This window comes from Nocardioides sambongensis (genome assembly GCF_006494815.1).
Lineage (GTDB): Bacteria > Actinomycetota > Actinomycetes > Propionibacteriales > Nocardioidaceae > Nocardioides > Nocardioides sambongensis.
In genome coordinates this window covers 3,736,734-3,757,006 of record NZ_CP041091.1, presented here as the reverse complement: position 1 = coordinate 3,757,006, position 20,273 = coordinate 3,736,734, and the positions used below count along the sequence as shown (strand labels likewise).

Sequence of the window (20,273 nt, the reverse complement as noted above, 5' to 3'; positions counted from 1 at the left end):
CGTGCCGGCAGGACGACCTGCCGGCACGTGCTGTTCTCGGGTCGGCCCTCGTGTCCTATCATCGTCGAATGGCGATGACACCGGTCAAAGGTGATGCTTCAGGTGGGGCGGAGGCGTCCGCACTGGCGGCGGCGAGCTGCCTGTTCCACGGGTTCAGCGACCGGTCCCGGCTCGCGATCGTGCAACACCTCCTGCTCGGCGAGCACCGTGTGGTCGACCTGACCGGGCACCTGGGGCTGGCACAGTCCACGGTGAGCAAGCACCTGGCGTGCCTGCTCGACTGCGGCATCGTTGCCGTCCGGGCGCAGGGACGCGCCTCGGTGTACTCCCTGGCGCATCCCGAGGCGACGCTCGAGCTCCTCGCCGCGGCAGAGCGGCTGCTCGCCCTCACCGGCGACGCGGTGACCCTGTGCGCCACCTACGGCGTCACCGGCCCAGCGCTGGACGGACGGCTCGCCCATCCACCCGCCCTGGCCGAGGAGCCGTCCCGATGACCACCCACGTCCACACGCCCGCACCGCCGCTCTCCCCGGCCGACCGGTCCAGGCTCGGCCGACGGGCGCAGGTGCTGGCCGCGCTCTCGGTCACCTACAACGTGGTCGAGGCGGTGGTCGCCGTCGCTGCCGGGCTGGTCGCCGGTTCGGTCGCGCTGGTCGGATTCGGACTCGACTCCACCGTCGAGATCTCCAGCGGCCTGATCATCCTGTGGCAGTTCCGCCACGTGGTGCCCGAGTCCCGCGAGCGGCAGGCGCTGCGACTGATGGCGGTCTCGTTCTTCGCCCTGGCCGCCTTCGTCGGCTTCGAGTCGATCCGATCGCTGCTGACCGGCGCCGACCCGGAGCCCTCCTCGGTCGGCATCGCCCTCGCCGTCGCCTCCCTCCTGGTGATGCCGCTGCTGTCCTGGGCACAGCGGCGCACCGGCCGGGCGCTCGGCTCCGAGGCCGTCGTGGCCGACTCGACCCAGACGCTCCTGTGCACGTACCTGTCCGCGGTGCTCCTGGTCGGCCTGGTGCTCAACGCGACCCTCGGTTGGTCGTGGGCCGACCCGGTCGCCGGGCTGGTCATCGCGGTGGTCGCGGCCGTGGAGGGCCGCGACGCCTGGCGCGGCGAGGCGTGCTGCCCTCCCGGACCGACCCGCCCCACGGACGGCAGCGACGGCACCGGCGACCGCGACGGCGGGGCCTGCTGCGCCGATTGAGCGCCCGGGGTCAGCTCTCGACGAGCTCGGGCTGCTCGGCGCGGAGCTGGTCGGCGACCCGCTTCTCCACCCAGAAGATCAGCCCGGGGATCAGGCCGGCGACCATCATCAGCAGGAACTGCGGCAGGCTCCAGCGGGCCCGCTGGGTCAGCACGAAGGCGACCACCACGTAGATGATGTAGATCCAGCCGTGGAACATCCAGATGATGTCCAGGTCCTCGCCCAGCTGCTGCGGAGCGGAGCCGTCGCTGAAGCCGTACTTGAGAATCGCGTCCACGGTGCCGACCAGCAGCAGGATGCCGACCACGAACGCCAGCACACGGTAGGTGGTGAAGAGCTTCGTCACGCCTCCGAGGTTACGGGGTCCGTGGCGCGCTCCTCGTCGTCGGCGTCGTCGGCCGGGGCCCCCTGCGTGGTGTCGCGCACATAGCGCCACCAGATGTAGCCGGCGAACGCCGCGAAGACCCACCACTCGATGGCGTAGAGGATGTTGCGCAGCGCGGTGAAGCGGCTCACCTTGGGCAGCTGGTCCAGCGTCGCGGGGGCGAGGCCCTCCTCCGGCTCCTGGGCGACCGCGTAGGCACCGTAGAGGTCCTGGTCGACGCGTTGCACCAGGTCGGCGATGCGCACCTGCGGCAGCACGTCGTCGGTCGGGTCCGGGTCGGTCTGGCCGCTGCCCTCCCCCGGCTGCAGCCACCCCACCAGGTCGGCGGTGCCGCTCACCGCGGGTACGTCGGCCGGGTCGGTGCCGTCCGGCACCCAGCCGCGCACCACCGGGATCGCCGGAGCATCCGGCTCCCCGTCGGTCAGCGGGGTCACCACCCACAGGCCGTCCGCGCCGTCGGCGTCCTCACGGCCGTCGACGAGCACCGTGCCCTGGGGCAGCCAGGTGCCGCTGATCTCCACCGGACGACCCAGCCCCACCGACGGGAACGGGTGGTCGGGTCCGAGCAGCTCGGAGAGCGGGACCGGCTCGGCGGTGGTCAGGTCGACCTGCTCCGCGGCCCGGCGCTCTTGCCAGGCGTCGTACTGCCACACGCCCATGCCGGTCGCGATCGCCACGCAGACCAGTCCGAGCAGGTGCGCACCCCACATCCGCGGGTGCCACCACCTGATGCCACCGTCCGCCACGCTCCCAGGGTACGGCGCGGGGCCGGCGCTCCCCACGGCGGCGCTCCTGTCGGCTCCGTCACCCCGCCCGCCCCGGCTCTGTCACCATCGACCCATGAACCTGCGGGTGCACCACCTCGACTGCGGCACGATGCGTCCTGCGGTGGCGCCCCGGATGGTGGCCCACGTGCTGCTGGTGGAGCGACCCGACGGGCTGCTCCTGGTCGACACCGGCTTCGGCACCGGCGACATCGCCGACCCCGGCCGGCTGGGCGCTGCGTTCCGGCTGGCGGTCCGCCCGGACCTCGACCCCGGTCGGACGGCGCTCGCGCAGGTGCGTGCCCGCGGGCTCGACCCGGCCGACGTCACCGACATCGCCGTCACCCACCTCGACCTGGACCACGCCGGTGGCCTCGCCGACTTCCCCGAGGCGCGGGTGCACGTGCACGCCGCGGAGCTGGAGGCGGCGCTGCGGCCCCGCCCCCGCGAGCGCGCCCGCTACGTCGCCGACCAGTGGGCGCACGGACCCCGCTGGGCGACGTACCCGGAGGCCGGCGAGGAGTGGTTCGGCTTCGCCGCGGTGACCGCCCTGGCCGACGACGTGGTGCTGGTCCCACTGCCCGGTCACACCCGCGGCCACAGCGGTCTGGCGGTCCGTCGCGCCGACGGCCACTGGCTGCTGCACGCCGGCGACGCCTTCTTCCACCGGGGCCAGCTCGCCGCCGCGCCGACCTGCCCCGCCACGCTGACCGCGTTCCAGGGGCTGATGGCGGTCGACAACACCGCCCGCCGGGCGAACGTCGAGCGGCTGCGCGAGCTCGCCCTGCGCCACCACGACGAGGTCACCGTCGTCTGCGCCCACGACGCCGAGCAGCTGCGCGCCCTCCAGCGGGACTGACCGGCTCAGATCCGCTCGGCCAGCCGCCGGGCGGCGATCTGCAGCGCGTCCCACACGGTGGCGAAGGGCGGCGCGTAGGAGAGGTCCATCTCGGCCAGGTCGTCCACGCTCATCCGCCCCAGAGCGCGGCGGCCGCGGCGTCGATCCGCTTGCCGGCGCTCTCCCCACCGACGATCTGCACCCCCAGCAGGGCACGGGTACGACGGTCGGCGATCATCTTCGTCACCATCGCCTCGGCCCCCGGCATGTAGCCGCTCACCGTCGAGCTCTCGGTGGCCAGGACCGCGATGTCGTGCCCGGCGTCGACCGCCTGCCGGGTGCTCAGCCCGGTCCGGGCGATCTCCGTCGTCACGCCCGCGGCGGCGAACCGCGTGATCGCCGTGCCGAGCACGCCGTGGAAGGCTCGGGTGCCGCCGAAGAGGGCGTCGCCGACCACCCGCCCTGCTTGTTGGCGTGGGTGCCGAGGGCCACGAACGCCCGGCCGCCGGTGAGCCGGTGCTCGCTCTCGCAGCAGTCGCCGGCCGCCCAGACGTGCGGCGCGATCCGGCCCTGCGGGTCGGGCAGGTAGCCGCGCTCCGCCCGAGCGGGAGACCGGCCTCCGCCCCCAGCTCCGTCGCCGGTACGACGCCCAGCGCGAGCACCACCACGTCGGCCTCGACCTGGTCCCCGTCGGAGGTGACCACCGACCGCACCGCCCCGCCCGCGGTGGTCAGGCCCCGCACGGTGGTCCCGGTGCGCACCGTCACGCCGGCGTCGACCATCGCCAGCTGCACCCGCTCGCCCATGTCGGGGTCGAGGCTGCCCATCACCCCGGAGCGGGTCAGCACCGTGGTGGCGAACCCGCGGTGGAGCAGCGCCTCGGCCATCTCGACCCCGATGTAGCCGGCGCCCACCACCACGGCCCGGCGGGCGGCACCGGGCCGGGCCGGCACGTCGGGTGGACCCGTCACCAGGTCGGCCCAGACGGCGCCGTCGTCGAGGTTCTTGACCGGGTGCACGCCGTCGATCAGCACACCGTCGGGGGTGCGGGCCCAGTCCGTGAGGACCGGGTGGGCTCCGGTGGCGAGCACCAGCTCGTCGTACTCCAGGGTCCGGGTCCGCCCGTCCTCGGCGTAGGTCACCGTGCGGGCGCCCGCGTCGACGGCGGTGGCCCGGGCGTGCAGCCGCAGGTCGATGCCGGCGGCACGGTGCTCCTCGGCGGTGCGGGCGACCAGCTCGTCGCCGGAGGCGACCTCACCCGCCACCCAGTAGGGGATGCCGCAGGCGGAGTAGGAGGTGTGCCCGGTGGCCTCGAGGACGACGACCTCGGTCGCGTGGTCGGCGGCCCGGTCCGATGCTCGGGCCGCGCGCAGGGCGGTGTGGGCGGCGCTCATTCCGGCGGCGTCCCCGCCGATCACGATGATCCTCATCGTGGACCAGCCTAGGTCGGTCAGTCCCAACGAGTGCTGCTACCACTCCCCGCCATCGGTGGGTAGCAAGCATCGGAGCCGGACGAGGCCCGGTTGGTCGCCGCCGGCGGCAGCAAATTCTCGGAGACGCCTCGCTGACGATGCCGCGGCCGCCGGAGCACCGGCGCGGGAGGGGACGTGGGGGAGGGGACGGGGCGGGAGGGGACGGGGCGACCCACGAGAGGTACGACCCGCCGCCTACCCGGTCCGCTCGGCCTCGACCCGCACGCCGCGGATGGTGGTGCGGAGGAACGCTAGGGAGATCAAGCCGAGGACGATCGGTCCGCCGATGAAGAAGACGCGCCACACGATCAACCCCGCCACTGCCGCGGACTCGACCGCCGGGCCACCTTGCTCGACCAGCGCGGCGATGATCAGCGCGTCCACGATGCCGAGTCCGGAGAAGAAGAAGACGGTGAACGGGTAGGCGAAGAAGTAGGCGATGGCCACCTCCGTCACCGAGATCTCCGTGGTGTCGAGACCGACGAAGCGAAGGCAGAGCAGCAGGAGCGTCAGGTCCGCGATCAACATCCCCACCGTCGCCACCAGAGACCGCGGGAAGCCCCACCGGAAGCGGGCCGACGCGTCATGCCGGAAGGTGGCGCAAGCCTCGGCCCACGCAGCGGGATCGACGCTGTGCCGAAATCTCCGCACGATCCGCCCGGACCGGTCGCCGACCGCGCGTGCGGTGCGATCGGCACTGATCACCATGAGCAGCGCGGCCAGGATGCCGACGGCGATCGCGACGCTGAGCAGGTCCAGCCATCGCAGGCCGGGCTCCTGACCCGTGACGAGGAGCAGCGCGAAGCCGATCACCGGCGCGCCGAACCGAACGATGTAGAAGGTCAGCATGTTGAGCGTGGTGCCGGCCAGCGCTTGGGGCACCGGCACACCCCAGGCCCGGAACAGCGCGACGCGGATCGCCATGTCGCCCGGCGGGGGCGCCACACTGGCCATCATGATCCCGAGTTGGTCGTTGACCGTCGCCCGGAACGGGCCGACCCCCGGGATGTAGAGGGCCAGCGGCAGCGCGTTCAGAAACTGGCGCACCAGCAGCACAGCGACCAGCACCAGAGGCTGCCACCAAGCCAGGTGGCCGAGCGCGGCACCGACCGAGGCCCAGTCGATGACGCCGACGACGCGGATGATCACCGTCGCCACGATGGCGGCCACCATGAGGTAGACGAGTGGGAGGAGCCACCGTCGAAGAGTCCTCCCCTCGCGTGCTCCTTCAGCTCTCCCGGCACTCAGGCATCCACTCAGAAGTCCACTGCTTCGCGAATGATCGGGCAGGTCATACAGTGCCCGCCGCCGCGACCCCGGCCGAGCTCGGCGCCGACGATCGTGATCACCTCGACACCGGCCTTGCGCAGCAGCGTGTTGGTGAGGGTGTTGCGGTCGTAGGTGAAGACCACGCCCGGCTCCAGCGCGACCGCGTTGTTCCCGCTGTCCCACTGCTGTCGCTCGGACTCGTAGACGTCGCCCCCGGTCTCGATCACCCGCAACTCCGCCAGCCCGAGCTCACGCGCCACGACGTCCACAAAACGTGCGTCACCCTCGTCGCGCACCTCGACTCCCGGCGACCGGTCCGACGGCATCAGCGTGAAGGCGTGGACCGCGTCCATGATCGCCGGGTGCAGCGTGACGATGTCGCGGTCGGCGAAGGTGAAAACCGTATCGAGATGCATCGCCGCCCGCAGCTTCGGCATCCCCGCCACCACCACTCGGGTCGCGGCCCCCTGCTCGAAAAGCGCCTTCGCGACCTGGGAGACGGCCTGGCGCGACGTGCGCTCGCTCATCCCCATCAGTACTACGCCGTTGCCCACCGGCATGATGTCGCCGCCCTCGAAAGTGGCCCGGCCCCACTCCTGGTCCGGGTCGCCCCACCAGACCTTCGACCCGACGTAGTCGGGGTGGTGGGCGTAGATCGCCTTGTAGAGGAGCGTCTCCTCCTTGCGCGCGGGCCAGTAGAGGGGATTCATGGTGAGGCCGCCGTAGAGCCAGCAGGTGGTGTCCCGGGTGTAGAGGGTGTTCGGTAGCGGCGGCATCAGGTACTCCCGTGCGCCGGTCGACTCACGCGCCAGGCTGACGTATTCGGTGCGGAACTCCTCGGGCAGGTCGTTGACCGCCAGGCCACCGATCAGAACCTCGGCCAGTGCACGCGGAGCGATCGACTCGAGGTATTCGCGGGTGCCGTCCACCAGGCCGAGGCCGATCTGATTGGCGGTGACCTTGCGGTCCAGCAGCCACGACCGCGCCACCGGATCGCCCATCGTCTCGGTCACCAAGTCGTGCAGTTCGACGACATCGACGCCGCGCTGGGTCAACTTGTTGACGAAATCGGCGTGGTCGCGCTGGGCGCTCTCCACCCACATGACGTCGTCGAAGAGCAGCTCGTCGTTGTTGCTGGGGGTCAGCCGTCGGTGCGCCAGCCCCGGCGAGCAGACCAGGACCTTGCGCAGGCGACCCACCTCGGAGTGGACGCCGTAGCTGGAGACGGGACTGGGCCCGGACGGGTCGGATGTGGTCATCACGTGCCTTTCGATGTGCGGGGGTCGCCGGTCGGTACTGGTCAGAGGGTGATACGTCCCGTCCACAGAGCGACGGCACCAGTCACGCCGCCCGCGACGACGAGGGCGAACACCGCGATCTCGGTCGGACTGAACAGACGCTGGCCGTGCTCGCTGCGCGCCTTCACGTACAGCACGGCGGCGGGGGCCAGGATGACCGTGGAGAGCAGTACGAACTCCATCCCGGCGGCCTCGAAGAGGAAGAGCGTGTAGACCGTTGCGGCACCGGCCACGACCGTCTCCCGGGTTCGGACGCCGGAGGAGATGCCCTCGTACGACTCCCCGGTGAGGCCGAGCTTGAGTGCGTAGGCGGCAGCCAGCAGGTAGGGCAGCAGGGCCAGGCTGGTGGCGAGGTCCAGCATGAAGTTGAGGGCATCGGACACGAAGAGGGTGAGCGCCAGCAATCCCTGGACGCCGAGCGAGGTGACCACCAAAGCGGTGATCGGCGTGCCGTTGGCGTTCTCCCTGCCGAGGAACGAGGGGAAGTCGTCGGCGCGGGCGGGGATGAACATGACCTCGGCGGCCATCAGGGTCCAGGCGAGATACGCGCCGAGCACCGAGACGATCACCGCGATGCTGATGAACCATTCGCCCCAGTCGCCGACCACCGACTCGAAGACGCCGACCATCGACGGCTGCCGGGTGTCGGCGAGCTCGGGCTGGGGCACCACCGCATAGCTGGAGAGGGTCACCAGCGCGAAGATCGAGAGCACGCTGAGGAAGCCCAGCACTGTGGCGCGACCGACGTCCTCGCGGCGGCGCGCGTAGCGGGAGTAGACGCTGGCACCCTCGATGCCGATGAACACGAAAGTCGTGATCAGCATCGTGTTCCGGATCTGCTCGTCGAGGGTGCCGAGGTCGCCGTAACCGTAGGCGGTCCAGTTGTCGGCGAAGACGCCAGCGTCGAAGGAGACCAGGAGGACGATGATGAAGACCAGGATCGGAATGACCTTGCAGACCGTCACGATCCGGTTGATCACCGCCGCATCGCGGACACCGCGAGCAATCAGGTAGTGGAAGAGCCAGACGCCGACCGTCGCCAAGGCGACCGCGAGCACCGTGTCACCGTCCCCGAAGCCGTCGAAGAAGGCGCCGAGGGTGGCACCGATGAAGACCCAGTAGAAGGCGTTGCCGGCCACTGAGCTGGCCCAGAATCCGATCGCGGAGTTGAAGCCGGCGTAGTCACCGAAGCCGGCCTTGGCGTAGATGAAGACACCGGAGTCGAGGTCGGGCTTGCGGATCGCCAGGTTCTGGAAGACGAAGGCCAGCATCAGCATCCCGGTGCCGGCGACCGCCCAGGCAATCAGCGAGCCGAGGATGCCTGTCGCGACGCCGAACCGGGCGGGCAGCGAGAAGACGCCCGCGCCCACCATTCCGCCGACGACCATGGCGGTGAGCGTCGGGAGGCTCATCGTCGCGACGGCCCCACCTGTCGTGGGTGTATCGGACTGCGCGGCCATGCGTCCTCCTGCATCGAGATCCCGAGCGACGACGATCAAGGGTGCTCAGCAGCCTAGGGGTCCGCGGGTCGGCGGACCAGACCTCTGGCTCGCTGCGGCGCCCACCCGATGGGGGCTCCGACCACTGGAACACTCGACCGCGAGCACCCGCGGTTTCGACGGCCGCTCCTAGGGGGCGTCGGTCAGGCGGAGGCGAGGTCGCTGCTGGACAGGCGCACCGGGAGCGCCTCGACGCCGTAGACGGCGGAGAGCTTGCGGAACTCCAGGTCGTCCAGGTCGGCGGCCATGGAGAGGTCGGGGAAGCGCTCGGCGAGCATCCGCAGCGAGGTGCGCAGCTCCATCCGGGCCAGCTCGGCGCCGACGCACCGGTGCATCCCCCAGCCGAACGCCAGGTGGCGGGTCGGCTCGCGGGTGGGGTCGAACTCGTCGAGTCCGGCGCCGAGCGCGGGGTCGCGGTTGGCGGCCATCAGCGAGACGCCCACCGCGTCCCCCGCCTTGATCGTCACGCCGCCGACCTCGACGTCGCGCTTGGCGAACCGGAGGAACGCCAGCTGCACCACGCACAGGTGCCGCAGCAGCTCCTCGACCACCTTGTCCACCGAGGCGGGGTCGGAGCGGAGCATCCGGCCGGCCTCGGGGTTGGTGGCGATCAGGTAGGTGCCGAGGGCGAGCATGCTGGCGCTGGTCTCGTAGCCGCCGAGGAAGACCCCGTCGGCGACGCCGCCGAGGGTGACGTCGTCGAGCTCGTCGCCGTGCTCGGTGAGCAGCGCGCCGATCAGGCCGTCGCCGGGGTTCGCCCGCTGCTGCTTGACCGCGTTGATCAGGAACTCCCGGGTGTGCGCCTGCGCGCCGAACGCGCCGGCGCCGCCCTCGCTCAGGTCGAACCGGGCGACGCCCAGCTCGAGGAAGCGGGCGCGGTCCTCGACCGGGAGCCCGAGCAGATCGCAGATCACGTCGAACGGCACCGCGAAGGCGAACTCAGCCACCATGTCGACGACCTTGCCGCCGTCACCGGCGGCGGCCAGGGCGTCCAGCCGGGACTCCACGATCCGCTCGATGCCCGGCTGCAGACGGGCCAGCCGACGCATCGTGAACTCGGGCGTCAGGTAGCGGCGCAGCGTGGTGTGCAGCGGCGGGTCGGTCATCCCGAGCCCACCGATCTGCTCCTCCTCGCCCCGCCCCTCGGTGGAGACGAACTGGCCGAGGTCGTTGGACCAGGTGCCGGCGTCGCCGGCGAGCACCTCGCGGGCGGCGTCGTACCCGGAGACCAGCCAGACGCCGCGGCCGAACAGCTCGGCCAGCCGCTTCACCGGGGTCTCGGCCTGGGTGGTCATCAGCTCGGGGAGCGGGTCGAGCCCGTCCCGCTTGAGCGGCAGGCTGAGCGAGGAGGGGAGGAAACGCAGCTTGCGCAGGTCGATGCCGCCGCGCATGGTGCGGTTGAGAAGCCACACCCCCACTCGGCTCTTCAGCGTCGACAGCATGCCCATGGTCGGTATTCCACCATCCCGGGGACCCGCTCCGGCGCAGTGGTGCCTGCGGTGAGCCGCCCGGAACGTCTCACCGCAGGCGTCCTCCGCCCGGTCCTGCTCAGCCGACCGAGACGATGTCGACGTAGTCGATCTTGGTGTTGGTGCCGCCCAGCGCGTCGATGGTGAGCCGGCCGTCCTCGACGGTCACGGTGACCGTCGCGGTGCGGTGGTGGGAGTTGCTGCCGGCCGAGCCGGTGGGCACGAACGCGTCGATCGCGGTCTCGCCCTCCACGTTGAGGGTGTGGATCTCCGGGTCGGAGTTGACCGCGGGGTCCCCGGCGGCGACGGTCACCTGGTAGTCGCCGTTGGGCACCGCCATCTCCCAGATGCCCGCGACCGGGGTGCCGTTGAAGTTCGGCACGTCGTCGGCCTGCATGTGCATCAGCGTGTCCAGCCGGAGGTCGGACTGGCTGGTCTGGCGCCAGCGACCGTTGCCGGCGTTGGTGGTTCCGCCGACGGAGAGGTCGACCGGCTGCCGGGAGGTCTCCCCGATCCACCCGTAGGTGAGCCCGGTGCCCTGGTCGGCGCGGTTCCGTGCGCCGAACGACTGGCCGAAGTCGCGCAGGTAGCCGTTCGGCAGCGTCGCGGCCAGGTTGGCGAAGTTCACGCTCACGTCGATGTCGTCGGCGTCGGCCGACGGTGTCGCCGAGGCGGTGCCGTCCGCGGAGTTGCCGATGCCGCGGTAGACCGCCCGCACCACGTAGTAGTAGGTGGTGCCGTTGCTGACGTTGCTGTCGGTGAAGGTGGTCGTGGACAGCGGTGCCCCGCTGGTCGGTCCGCTGATCAGCGCCGCGTCGTTGACGGCGAAGCCCGGTGTGGTGCCGCGCCAGACCCGGTAGCCGACGCCCACGTCGTAGGGGTTGCGGGTCCAGGACAGGGTGATCTCGCCGTCGCCGGGGCTGGCCGTCACGGTCGGCGCGGTGATCACCTCGGGCCGGATGTTGCCCACCAGGTAGACGTTGTCCTGGTAGTCGTAGTTGATCCCGGAGTAGTCCATCGACATCAGGTAGGACCCCGGCACCAGCACGCCGTCGCGGTCGCGCACCGGCCACAGCCGGACGTGCTGGCCGCAGGGCTCGACGCAGCCGTTGGCGATGTCGACGGCGGCGTTGTTCTTGGCGTGGTCACCGCGCTCCCCGTCGACGGCGAACTCGAAGTGGGTCTGTGCGGCGTTGCCGCCGACCACCGGGCTGGCGGTCCCGGAGGCGGGACCGGCGTTGGCGTTGTTGTTGGCCCGGGGCAGCAGCGACTGCGCGTACTGGCCGCCCATCCCGGTGAAGCCGGTGCCCGGCGTGGTGCCCTTGTTCCCCCAGCGCACGGTCGCCCCGTTCGGGTAGGTGTGGAACGCGGCCAGCTGCCGCACCGTCACCGGCTTGGTGGCATCCAGCCGGGCCCAGTACGGCGACAGCACCTCGTCGCCGATCGGCGCGTACTCGCCCTTGCTGGTGAACCCGTTGGGGATGTTGGTGCCGATCCCGAACGCCTTCGCGATCTGGGAGAGGTTCGGCTCCTGGCCGCCCTCGCTCTGCGACTGCCAGAGCCCGCCGAGGTGGATCACCTGGGTCGGGTTGGTCTCCGCGTTGGACTGCACGGTCAGGGTGCCGTTGTGCACCTTGGTGGAGGTGGCGGTGAACCGCACGGTCAGGTCGACGGTCTGGCCCGGCGCCACCGTGAACGGCAGCTCCGGGGCGCCGACCAGCGCGAAGGTGTCGGTGATCGGCAGCCCGGTCACCTGGTAGGCCGCCGTGCCGGGGTTGGTGATCCGGACGGTGCCGGTCTCGGCGTACTTCTGGTTGGCGTCGGCGGTGGTCTGCAGCCGGTTGAACGCGATCTGGTCGGCGAACGGCGTGGGGTCGGGGTTGACCGCACGGAGCTCGGCGCCGTCGATCTCGGTCGCGACGTAGGGCTTCACGTTGCGGACCAGCAGCACGATGTCCTGGCTGTCGAAGGGCGAGCCCGGCACCTCCTCGGTGGCCACGACGTAGGCGTTGGCCACGGTGCTGCCGTCGCGCTCACGGTAGGGGTAGACCCGGATGTGGTGCGGGTAGGTGCCGTCCCAGGTGTTGAGGGCGTCCTCGGTGTAGGCCTTGCGTCCGGAGAAGTACGGCCACTCCGAGTAGAGGCCGAAGACGGTCTCCTCGCCGGGGTCGATGTTCGTGGTCTGGCCGTCGGGGTCGATCATCAGGCCCTGCACCTCGTCCGCGGCGATCGAGAACTGGCGGTGCAGGCCGGCCGGGTCGCCGGCGTCGTACCAGCCGACGTGGACGGCGGGGTCGTTGTTCTGCGGTCCGTACGCCGCGAGCGGGGTGATCGAGATCGGCGCGTCGAAGAGCGCCTTCTCGAAGACCTGGGCGGGGACCTCGTCGCCGATCAGCCCCTGCGTGGCCGGCATCGAGGCGTTGCTCGGGTCCGGGTCACCCACGTTCACCGGGATCTCCAGGGTGTCCATGACCCGCTGCAGCGAGGGCTCGTTGGACCCGCCCAGACCGCTGGCCGCCAGACCGCGCAGCCGGACCGTCTTGTCGCCGGCGGCGGTGGCCACGGTGAGGGTGGACGCCTTCACCCCGACGCTGGTCGGGTCGAAGGCGACCGGGATCCGGGCGGACCCGCCGGCGGGCACGGTGACCGGATAGCTCGGCGCGGTGCCCAGCTCGAACTGGCCGGCGTCGCCGCCGGTCACCGCGGCGCCGGTGACCACCAGCGGCTCCAGGCCGGTGTTGGTGATCACCGCGTCCCGGCTGGCCGAGGTCGACCCGGTCGGGCCGCTGAAGACCAGCCGCTCGGTCGCCGTACCGACCGGACCACCGCCACCGCCCTGGGGCTTGAGCAGCTGGATCGCGGAGTGCCGGCCGTCCTGGGTGAGCTCGGCGACGTAGATGTTGCCGGTGCCGAGGTCCTCGGTGAGGTCCAGCGGGGCCTGCATGTTGGTGCTGCCGGTGACCCCGAAGGTCTGGTTGGACAGCGTCCCGTCGGCGGCCACGTCGAAGGAGACGATGTCGCTGCCGCTGGAGTAGCGCAGGTAGAGCAGCTTGCCGTCCAGTGCGCCACCGAAGGCACCGCCGCGGTATTCGATGACACCGTTGGCGCTGGCGTGCAGACCGGCGTTGTAGACCCCGGCGAGGTCGTAGTTCGGGTCGGGCTGGGTGCCGACCGGGTACTTGGAGTTCTCGAACCTGTCCGCGCCGGACGTCGGGTTGCCGTTGTTGAGGACGTACTCGCAGCGGGCCGGGTTGGGGTGCCCGTAGTAGCGGTCCTTCTTGACGTCGAAGACGTAGTCGGTCTCCTCCGGGTTGCTGTTCTGCGCCGCCACCTTCGGCCGCCCGAGGTAGGTGCCGTCGGGCCGGTTGGCGCAGGTGGCGGGCAGGTTGGCGTCCGCGGGCACGGCGGGCACGTTGCCCCCGGCCGCCGAGCCGTTGGTCGGCACGTAGAGGTGTCCGTTGCTGTGCCACAGCAGGTCGTAGGCGTTGCGGACGCCGCGGGCGTAGATGGTCAGCGGCGCGCTCGCGGTGAACGGGTTGTAGGACCCGGCGCCGTCGGTGCGCACGTTGACGCCCTTCGCCGGCAGCGGGCTGGGCAGCTTGGTCGTGTCGAGCCGGAGCACGGAGGCCGAGAGCAGGGTCTCGGCCCGGTTGCCCCAGGCGCCGTCGGGCGCACCCATCGCGTTGTTGGCGCCCTGGGTGAAGTAGAGCGCGCCGTCGGGGCCGAAGGCGATCGAGTTGGTCTCGTGGTCCTTCACCGAGCGCGGCAGGCCGTCGACGATCGCGGTGTAGGTGCCCAGGTCGTCACCGGTCAGCTTGGCCAGCCGCCCGGAGAAGTCCGGCACGTTGCTCTGGCCCAGGTACGGCGCGTTGTCGGTGATCCACAGGATCGGGTTGTCCGCGGTCGACGCCGGGTCGAAGGTGAGCCCGATGACCGTGCGCATCCCCTGGTTGTAGGTGTCGCCGACCGCACGGCTGTAGTCCTGCACGGTGGTGATCACCGTCGGGGTGCCGAGGGTGCCGTCGTCCTCGATGTCGAACCGGTAGATCTCGCCGGTGATCGAGCCGGCGTAGAGCCGCCCGTCGGGACCGACGGTCAGCGAGGTGTAGCTCCTGCCGTCCGGGGCACCCGACGCGGTCCGGTCGAAGGCGACCGGCCCGCCGCCACCGGTGGTGACGCCGGTGGTGAAGGCGGTGGCGTACGGCAGGAACGTGCGGCCGTCGACGTCCTGGACGCCCGCGCCGATCTCGAGGCGGTAGAGCGTGTTGGCGGAGAGCTGGGCGACCGGGGAGAAGTTGATCGTGTCCGAGCCGCCGCTGGTCTGCACGTTGCCCTCGACCGCGCTGCCGGTGGCCACGTCGACCAGCCGGACCGCGCCGGCCAGCGTGGTCGGGTCGACGCCCCCGCCGATCAGGCTGAGGTCGCAGACGATGCCCCCGGTCGGCGTGACCGCGGTGGCCAGGTTGGCCGGGGTGCACTTGAGCACCGACGGGCGCTGCGAGGCGCCGGCGACGCTGTCCACGGTGACCCAGTTGATCTTGGTGTTGGTGCCGCTGGCCGGGCTGATCGTCAGCCGCCCGTCACGGACCGCGACGGTGCGGGTGGCCTGGGTCCAGTGGGTCGCGGCACCGTCCGCCCCGGTCGGGACGAACTCGGCGACGGCGTTCTGGTCCTCGATGTTGATCCAGTGCTCGCTGTCGACGCTGGTGGCGTCACCGACCGAGACGCCGACCTGGTAGACGCCGTCCGGCACCGCCATCTCCCAGTAGCCGGGCGTGGTCACCCCCGAGGTGGCGTTCGAGGGCAGCTGCATGTGGACCAGTCCGGCCCGCAGCGCCGGCACACCGGCGGTGGCCCGCAGCCGGCCGTTGCCGACCAGGCTCACCGGCTGGCCGCTGGCGATCGAACGCCACCCGTAGGCCAGCCCGCTGCCCTGGTCGGCGCCGCTCCGGTCGCCGTAGGCCTGGCCGTAGTCCTTCAGGTAGCCGGCCGGCGGAGCGGTCGCCTCGTCGGCGAAGCGGACCTGCCGGTGCACGTCGGGCTCGGTCGGCTCGGTGGCGCTGTCGATCTCCAGGTAGTTGATCTTGGTGTTGAACCCGCCGACCGCGTCCACGGTCAGCCGGCCGTCGGAGACCGGGACGACCACGGTGGCGGTCCGGTACTCGTTGGCGGCGGTGGCCTGGAAGCGATCGATCGCGGTGACGCCCTCGACGTTGACCGTGTACTGGCTGTCGTAGGCCGTCGACCCCATCTGGTCGCCGACGGAGACGGTCACCGCGTACCAGCCGTCGGGGACCTCGCGCTCGAAGGCACCGGGGGTCTTGTTGCCGTTGGTGCCGGCGCCGCCGTCCACGTCGCCGTACTGCAGGTGGATCAGCCGGTTCTGCAGCGCGGAGACCCCGGCCCGGGTGCGGACCCGGGTGTTGCTGGTCAGGTCGACCGGGACGTGGGTGCCGGTGGCGAGGCTGGCCTGGGTGACCCAGCCGATCCCGGCCGCGTCGGTCCAGGCGGCGCCGGTGTTGCGGGTGTAGCCGGCCGGGACCGCGGTGTCCGCCGCGGTGGTGAAGCTGTACTTCTCGTGCAGCTCCGGCGCGGTCTCGATGCCGCGAACGGCGAAGTCCGCGAAGGAGACCACCACGTTGTCGGAGGCGGCGGCGTTGCGCTTGGTCGAGTAGAGACCGGCGAAGGACGACGTGGCGTCCTCCAGCGCGACCCCGTCGAAGAGGTCCTGCGGCAGCGGGAGCGTGGTGCTGTTGACGGTGTTGGCCGGGTCCACCAGCGGCGTCAGCGCGCCGCCGTCGACGGAGTAGGCCAGCGACGCGGTGCCGCCGGCGCCGTCGGTGTCCTCGACGGTGAGCACCATCCGGACGTCCTGGCCGGAGGCGAACGGCGCCGAGTTCAGCTCGTACGTCGTCCCCGGGACGGCCACGCCGTCGGTCTCGACGAGCAGCTGCACCTTGTTGGTGGTCGGGCTGACCCGGGACACCGCGGCCTTGACGTAGTCGTCCTCACCGAGGCCGAACCACAGACCGCCCTGCTGGGCGCCGTTGGCGGACCCGGCGAACGCCGGGTCGACGACCGTGGTCTCCAGCTCGTAGCCCCGGTCGGAGCCGGAGACCCCGACGCCGAGGGTGTTGAGCTGGGAGTTGGTGCCGTTCGAGCCGCCGGTGCCGGGGTAGCGGTAGGCGATGCCCTTGGTGGCGGTCAGTGCCAGCGCGCCGCCGGTGGTGGCCACCAGGCCGGGCTCGTAGCCGGGAACGGCCGGGTCGGTGGGCGTGGCCGGGGCGGGCGCCTGGTCGACGTTGCCGCGGGTCGACGGCGGGTCGACCATGGTGAAGCCGGTGTCGTCGAGGCCGCCCTCGGTGCCGTCGAAGGTCAGGCTGTAGGGCAGCTCGACCGGGACATCGGCGCACGGGAGGACCGAGCGCGGCGCGCACGTGGTGACCGCGTCGACGATCGAGACCGCCAGGTCGGCGGTGTCGCTCGCGTCCTCGGGGTCGGTGGCGACCACGGTGGCGGTCACCTCGCCGGCCTCGGTCGGGGTGCCGGCGACGGTGACGGTGCCGTCACCGTTGTCGGTCGCGTCCAGGCCGTCGGGCAGCCCGGTGACGTCGAGGGTGAGGTCGTCGCCGTCCTCGTCGGTGGCGACCACGGTGAGGTCGACGCTGAGCGCCTGGTCCACGGTGCCGGCGATCGAGGAGGGCGTCACCGAGGTGATCACCGGAGCGTCGTTGACCCCGGCGACCGAGATCGCGAAGGTCGCGGTGGCCGTGCCGCCGTTGCCGTCGTCGGCGGTGACGGTGACGGAGTAGTCGCCTGCCGCGGTCGGCGTACCGGAGATGGTGCCGGTGGCGGCGTCCCAGGCGAGTCCGGCCGGCAGGGGCGAGACGGTGAGGGTGACGTCGTCGCCCTCCTCGTCGGTGGCCACCACGACGACGGGGTCGATCTCCTCGTCCTCGGTGGCGCTGACCTCGCCGATCGGGGCGATCACCGGGGCGTCGTTGACGTCGGTGACCGCGAGGGCGAACGTGGTGGCGCCGGTCAGGCCGGCCGCGTCGGTCGCGGTGACGGTGACGGTGAAGTCGCCGCCGAGGGTGGGCGTGCCGGAGATCCGGCCGCCGGCGTAGGCGAGTCCGGCCGGCAGGCCGGTCACCGTGACCGTGGTGGTGTCACCCTGGTCGGGGTCGCCGACCTCGACCGGGATCGCGGTGATCGGGTCGCCCTCGGTCGCGTCCTGGTCGGCGATCGGGGCGACCACCGGTGCCTCGTTGACGTCCTGCACCGTGACGGTGACCGTCTCCTGGTCGCTCTTCCCGCCGGCGCTGACCACGACCGTCAGGTTGTAGGAGCCGGTGGTCTCGAAGTCGAGCGGCGCGGCGACGGTGATCGCACCCGTCGCCGGGTCGATCCCGAAGGCGTCACCGGTGTTGCCGCCCGCGATCTGGTGGACCAGGGCGTCACCGTCGGGGTCGCTGGCCTGCACGGTGCCGACGGTCGCGCCGGTGGCGGCGTCCTCGCGGACCTGGAAGCTCTGGCCCGGCTCGATCACCGGAGCCAGGTCGCCGCTGGTGTCGACCGTGACGGTGACCTGCGCGGTGGCGGTGGTGGTGCCGTCGCTGACGGTCACGGTGAAGGTGAACGGACCGGCACCCTGCGGCAGTCCGCCGTCGGCGACGGTCACGGTGCCGTCGGCGGCGACGTCGAAGTCGGTCGTGTCGCTGCTGAAGGTGAGCGCGTCGCCGTCCTCGTCGGCGGCGGCCAGCCGGCCGACCTCGGCACCGGACGCCGCGCCCTCGGGCACGGTCAGCGCCTGGTCCGCGATCACCGGGGCGTCGTTGACCGCGGTGACCTCGATCTCGAACGTCGTGACGGCGGGCGCGGAGGTGCCGTCGTCCGCGGTCACGGTGACGGTGCTGACCCCGGAGAGGGTCGGGGTGCCGGTGATCTCGCCGCTCGCCGCGGTGAAGCTGAGACCGGCGGGCAGTCCGTCGACCCGGACGTCGACGTCCGCGCCCTCCGGGTCGGTGGCGGCGACCGGGATCGCGGTGAGCGGGGCGTCCTCGGCGGTGGTGACGTCGGCGACCGGGTCGATCACCGGGCTCTCGTCGACGTCGTCGACGGCCACGGTGACGGTCGCGTCGGTGTGGTCGACGCCGTCGGAGGCGCGGACGGTGAGCTCGTAGGAGTCGGTGGTCTCGAAGTCCAGCGCGGTGGTGGTGGTGATCCGGCCGGCCGCGGTGATCGCGAACGGGAGACCGGCCGTGGTCAGCGACCAGACCAGGTCGTCGCCGTCGGGGTCGGTGCCCTCGACGGTGCCGACCGTCGCGCCGGCGAGGCCCTCGTCGACGGAGAACGACTGGTCGGCGACCTCGGGGGCCCGGTTGTCGGGCTGCTGCTCGAGGACGGTCAGCACGAAGCTGCGGGTGCGGGTGGCCAGACCGTCGGTGGCCGCGATGGTCACCGTCCAGCTGTCGCCGGCGGAGGCGGCGGGGGCGGTGCCGGTCAGCTGACCGGTGGTGGCGTCGAAGGTGAGCCAGGACGGCGTCGCGGGGGCCGAGCCGGCGGCGGTGTAGGCCACCGAGTAGCGCAGCGGCCGGGGGCCGCGGTCCGGGTCGACCGCCTGCGGGGTCACCACGAGGTCGTCGCCGACGAAGACGTTGCGGTTGCTCAGCTCGGTCAGCTGCGGCGCCTTGTTGGCGGGCACCTTGACCGCGAACCTGCGGGCGGCGGCGGCCCTGCCGTCGGTCACCTTCAGGGTGATCCGCCAGGTCCGTCCGGCGGCGTTGACCGGCGCCCTGCCCTTGAGCACGCCGCTCCTGCGGTTGAGCGTCAGCCACCCGGGCTTGCCCGCGGCGCTGAACCGCAGGCTGCGCGGTCCGCGGTCGGGGTCGGAGGCCTTGGGGCGGATCGTGAGCGCCTTGCCGGCACCCACGGTCTGGGTCGCGATCGGCTTCAGCCGCGGCGCCTTGTTCTTCGCCGCCTGGGCGCTGGTCATCGCCAGCGGCGAGAGCAGCAGGGCCAGGGCGGCGACGAGGCAGACGAGCGGAGTGACGGAGCGACGGAGCGAGCCGAGGAGCGACACGGATTCCCCCAGGAAGATGTCCTGCCCCGGGGACGACGCGGCACGAGTGTGGCGTCTGCGGCTCCCGCGGGACGAGCACAACCTCCGCAACCGCCGCCACGCCCCGCGACCGAACCAGGACCGTCTACCCAGATCTGGGTAGAGGCCCCGGGGTGACCGCGACCACCGCGACGCGCCCCTGGTTCACCGCGGCGAAACAGATCGCACGACCGCCGTGGTTACGCTGCTCGGCATGGACTGGAACACCTACGAGGCTGCTCTCTTCGACCTCGACGGCGTGGTGACCCCGACCGCCGAGGTGCACATGCGCGCCTGGGCCAAGATGTTCACCGAGTTCCTCGCCGACCACCCCGAGGCGAGGCCCTACGGCGACGAGGACTACTTCGGCGCCATCGACGGCAAACCCCGGTACGACGGCGTCCGCTCCTTCCTCGCCTCCCGGGACATCACCCTGCCCGAGGGCGACCCCGACGACAGCCCCGACGCGCAGACCGTGTGCGGCCTCGGCAACCGCAAGAACGAGGTGTTCTCCCAGGTCCTCGCCGACGAGGGCGTCGACCCCTACCCGGGCTCGCTGGCGCTGCTGCGGCAGCTGCGCGCGGCCGGGATGCCGATGTCGATCGTCTCCTCCTCCCGCAACGCCCCGGCGGTGCTGGAGGCGGCCGGGGTGAGCGACTTCTTCACCCACGTGGTGCACGGCGGGGTCGCCGCCGAGCAGGGACTGGCCGGCAAGCCCGCGCCGGACACCTTCCTCTACGCCGCGCGCCTGCTGGGCGCGCCGGCCGACCGCGCCGTCGTACTGGAGGACGCGGTGAGCGGTGTCCGGGCCGGTGCCTCCGGCGCGTTCGGCCTGGTGATCGGGGTGGATCGCGGGGTCGGCGCCGACGCGCTGCGGGAGGCCGGCGCCGACGTGGTGGTCGCCGACCTCGACGAGCTGCTGACCGACGCCGACCGGCAGGAGGGCGACGCGTGAACGTCCCCGGCCCCGACTCGCTCGGC

At 71.9% G+C, this 20,273-nt stretch carries 12 protein-coding genes and 1 pseudogene; 4 read left to right on the top strand and 9 right to left on the bottom strand.

Annotated features, from left to right (window positions below; genetic code table 11):
• Positions 1-68 precede the first annotated feature (68 nt).
• A complete protein-coding gene (locus tag FIV43_RS17465) occupies positions 69-494 on the top strand; it encodes an ArsR/SmtB family transcription factor (protein WP_141015157.1) in 426 nt (141 codons plus the stop codon).
• On the top strand, positions 491-1,198 hold the full coding sequence (locus FIV43_RS17460; RefSeq protein ID WP_141015156.1) for a cation diffusion facilitator family transporter: 708 nt from the start codon (positions 491-493) through the stop codon (positions 1,196-1,198). Before FIV43_RS17465 ends, FIV43_RS17460 begins: the two co-directional genes overlap by 4 nt.
• Before the next feature lie 10 nt (positions 1,199-1,208).
• Here FIV43_RS17460 and FIV43_RS17455 read toward each other — a convergent pair whose 3' ends face one another.
• A complete protein-coding gene (locus FIV43_RS17455) occupies positions 1,209-1,544 on the bottom strand; it encodes a DUF3817 domain-containing protein (RefSeq protein WP_141015155.1) in 336 nt (111 codons plus the stop codon).
• Entirely contained in the window at positions 1,541-2,329 is a 789-nt protein-coding gene (locus FIV43_RS17450; protein ID WP_141015154.1) for an SURF1 family protein, read from the bottom strand. Before FIV43_RS17450 ends, FIV43_RS17455 begins: the two co-directional genes overlap by 4 nt.
• Positions 2,330-2,423: 94 nt before the next feature.
• Between FIV43_RS17450 and FIV43_RS17445 the strand changes: the two genes are divergently transcribed.
• On the top strand, positions 2,424-3,206 hold the full coding sequence (locus tag FIV43_RS17445; RefSeq protein ID WP_141015153.1) for an MBL fold metallo-hydrolase: 783 nt from the start codon (positions 2,424-2,426) through the stop codon (positions 3,204-3,206).
• 109 nt (positions 3,207-3,315) lie between these two features.
• Here FIV43_RS17445 and FIV43_RS23950 read toward each other — a convergent pair whose 3' ends face one another.
• The 7 genes and pseudogenes from FIV43_RS23950 to FIV43_RS17415 all read right to left on the bottom strand — a co-directional run bounded on the left by FIV43_RS23950 (position 3,316) and on the right by FIV43_RS17415 (position 19,274).
• Positions 3,316-3,558 (bottom strand): hypothetical protein, encoded by a 243-nt coding sequence (locus FIV43_RS23950; RefSeq protein WP_407938911.1) that lies wholly within the window; start codon positions 3,556-3,558, stop codon positions 3,316-3,318.
• 283 nt (positions 3,559-3,841) lie between these two features.
• Positions 3,842-4,579 (bottom strand): annotated as a pseudogene (locus FIV43_RS23945) (NAD(P)/FAD-dependent oxidoreductase); the annotation flags it as partial.
• Positions 4,580-4,852: 273 nt separating this feature from the next.
• Positions 4,853-5,830 (bottom strand): lysylphosphatidylglycerol synthase domain-containing protein, encoded by a 978-nt coding sequence (locus FIV43_RS17435; protein WP_141015152.1) that lies wholly within the window; start codon positions 5,828-5,830, stop codon positions 4,853-4,855.
• Positions 5,831-5,913: 83 nt separating this feature from the next.
• On the bottom strand, positions 5,914-7,185 hold the full coding sequence (locus tag FIV43_RS17430; RefSeq protein ID WP_141015151.1) for an arginine deiminase: 1,272 nt from the start codon (positions 7,183-7,185) through the stop codon (positions 5,914-5,916).
• Positions 7,186-7,226: 41 nt separating this feature from the next.
• Positions 7,227-8,636, bottom strand: a complete 1,410-nt coding sequence (locus FIV43_RS17425) for a basic amino acid/polyamine antiporter (RefSeq protein WP_141015150.1) — start codon at positions 8,634-8,636, stop codon at positions 7,227-7,229.
• A 230-nt stretch (positions 8,637-8,866) separates the two neighbouring features.
• Positions 8,867-10,171 carry a cytochrome P450 gene (locus tag FIV43_RS17420; protein WP_141015149.1) on the bottom strand — a complete coding sequence of 435 codons (1,305 nt, stop codon included), beginning with the start codon at positions 10,169-10,171 and terminating at the stop codon, positions 8,867-8,869.
• A gap of 100 nt (positions 10,172-10,271) precedes the next feature.
• Positions 10,272-19,274, bottom strand: a complete 9,003-nt coding sequence (locus FIV43_RS17415) for a putative Ig domain-containing protein (RefSeq protein ID WP_141015148.1) — start codon at positions 19,272-19,274, stop codon at positions 10,272-10,274.
• Positions 19,275-19,506: 232 nt separating this feature from the next.
• Here FIV43_RS17415 and FIV43_RS17410 point away from each other — a divergent pair, with 232 nt between their 5' ends.
• A complete protein-coding gene (locus FIV43_RS17410; protein ID WP_141015147.1) occupies positions 19,507-20,247 on the top strand; it encodes an HAD family hydrolase in 741 nt (246 codons plus the stop codon).
• The last annotated feature ends 26 nt before the right edge of the window (positions 20,248-20,273 follow it).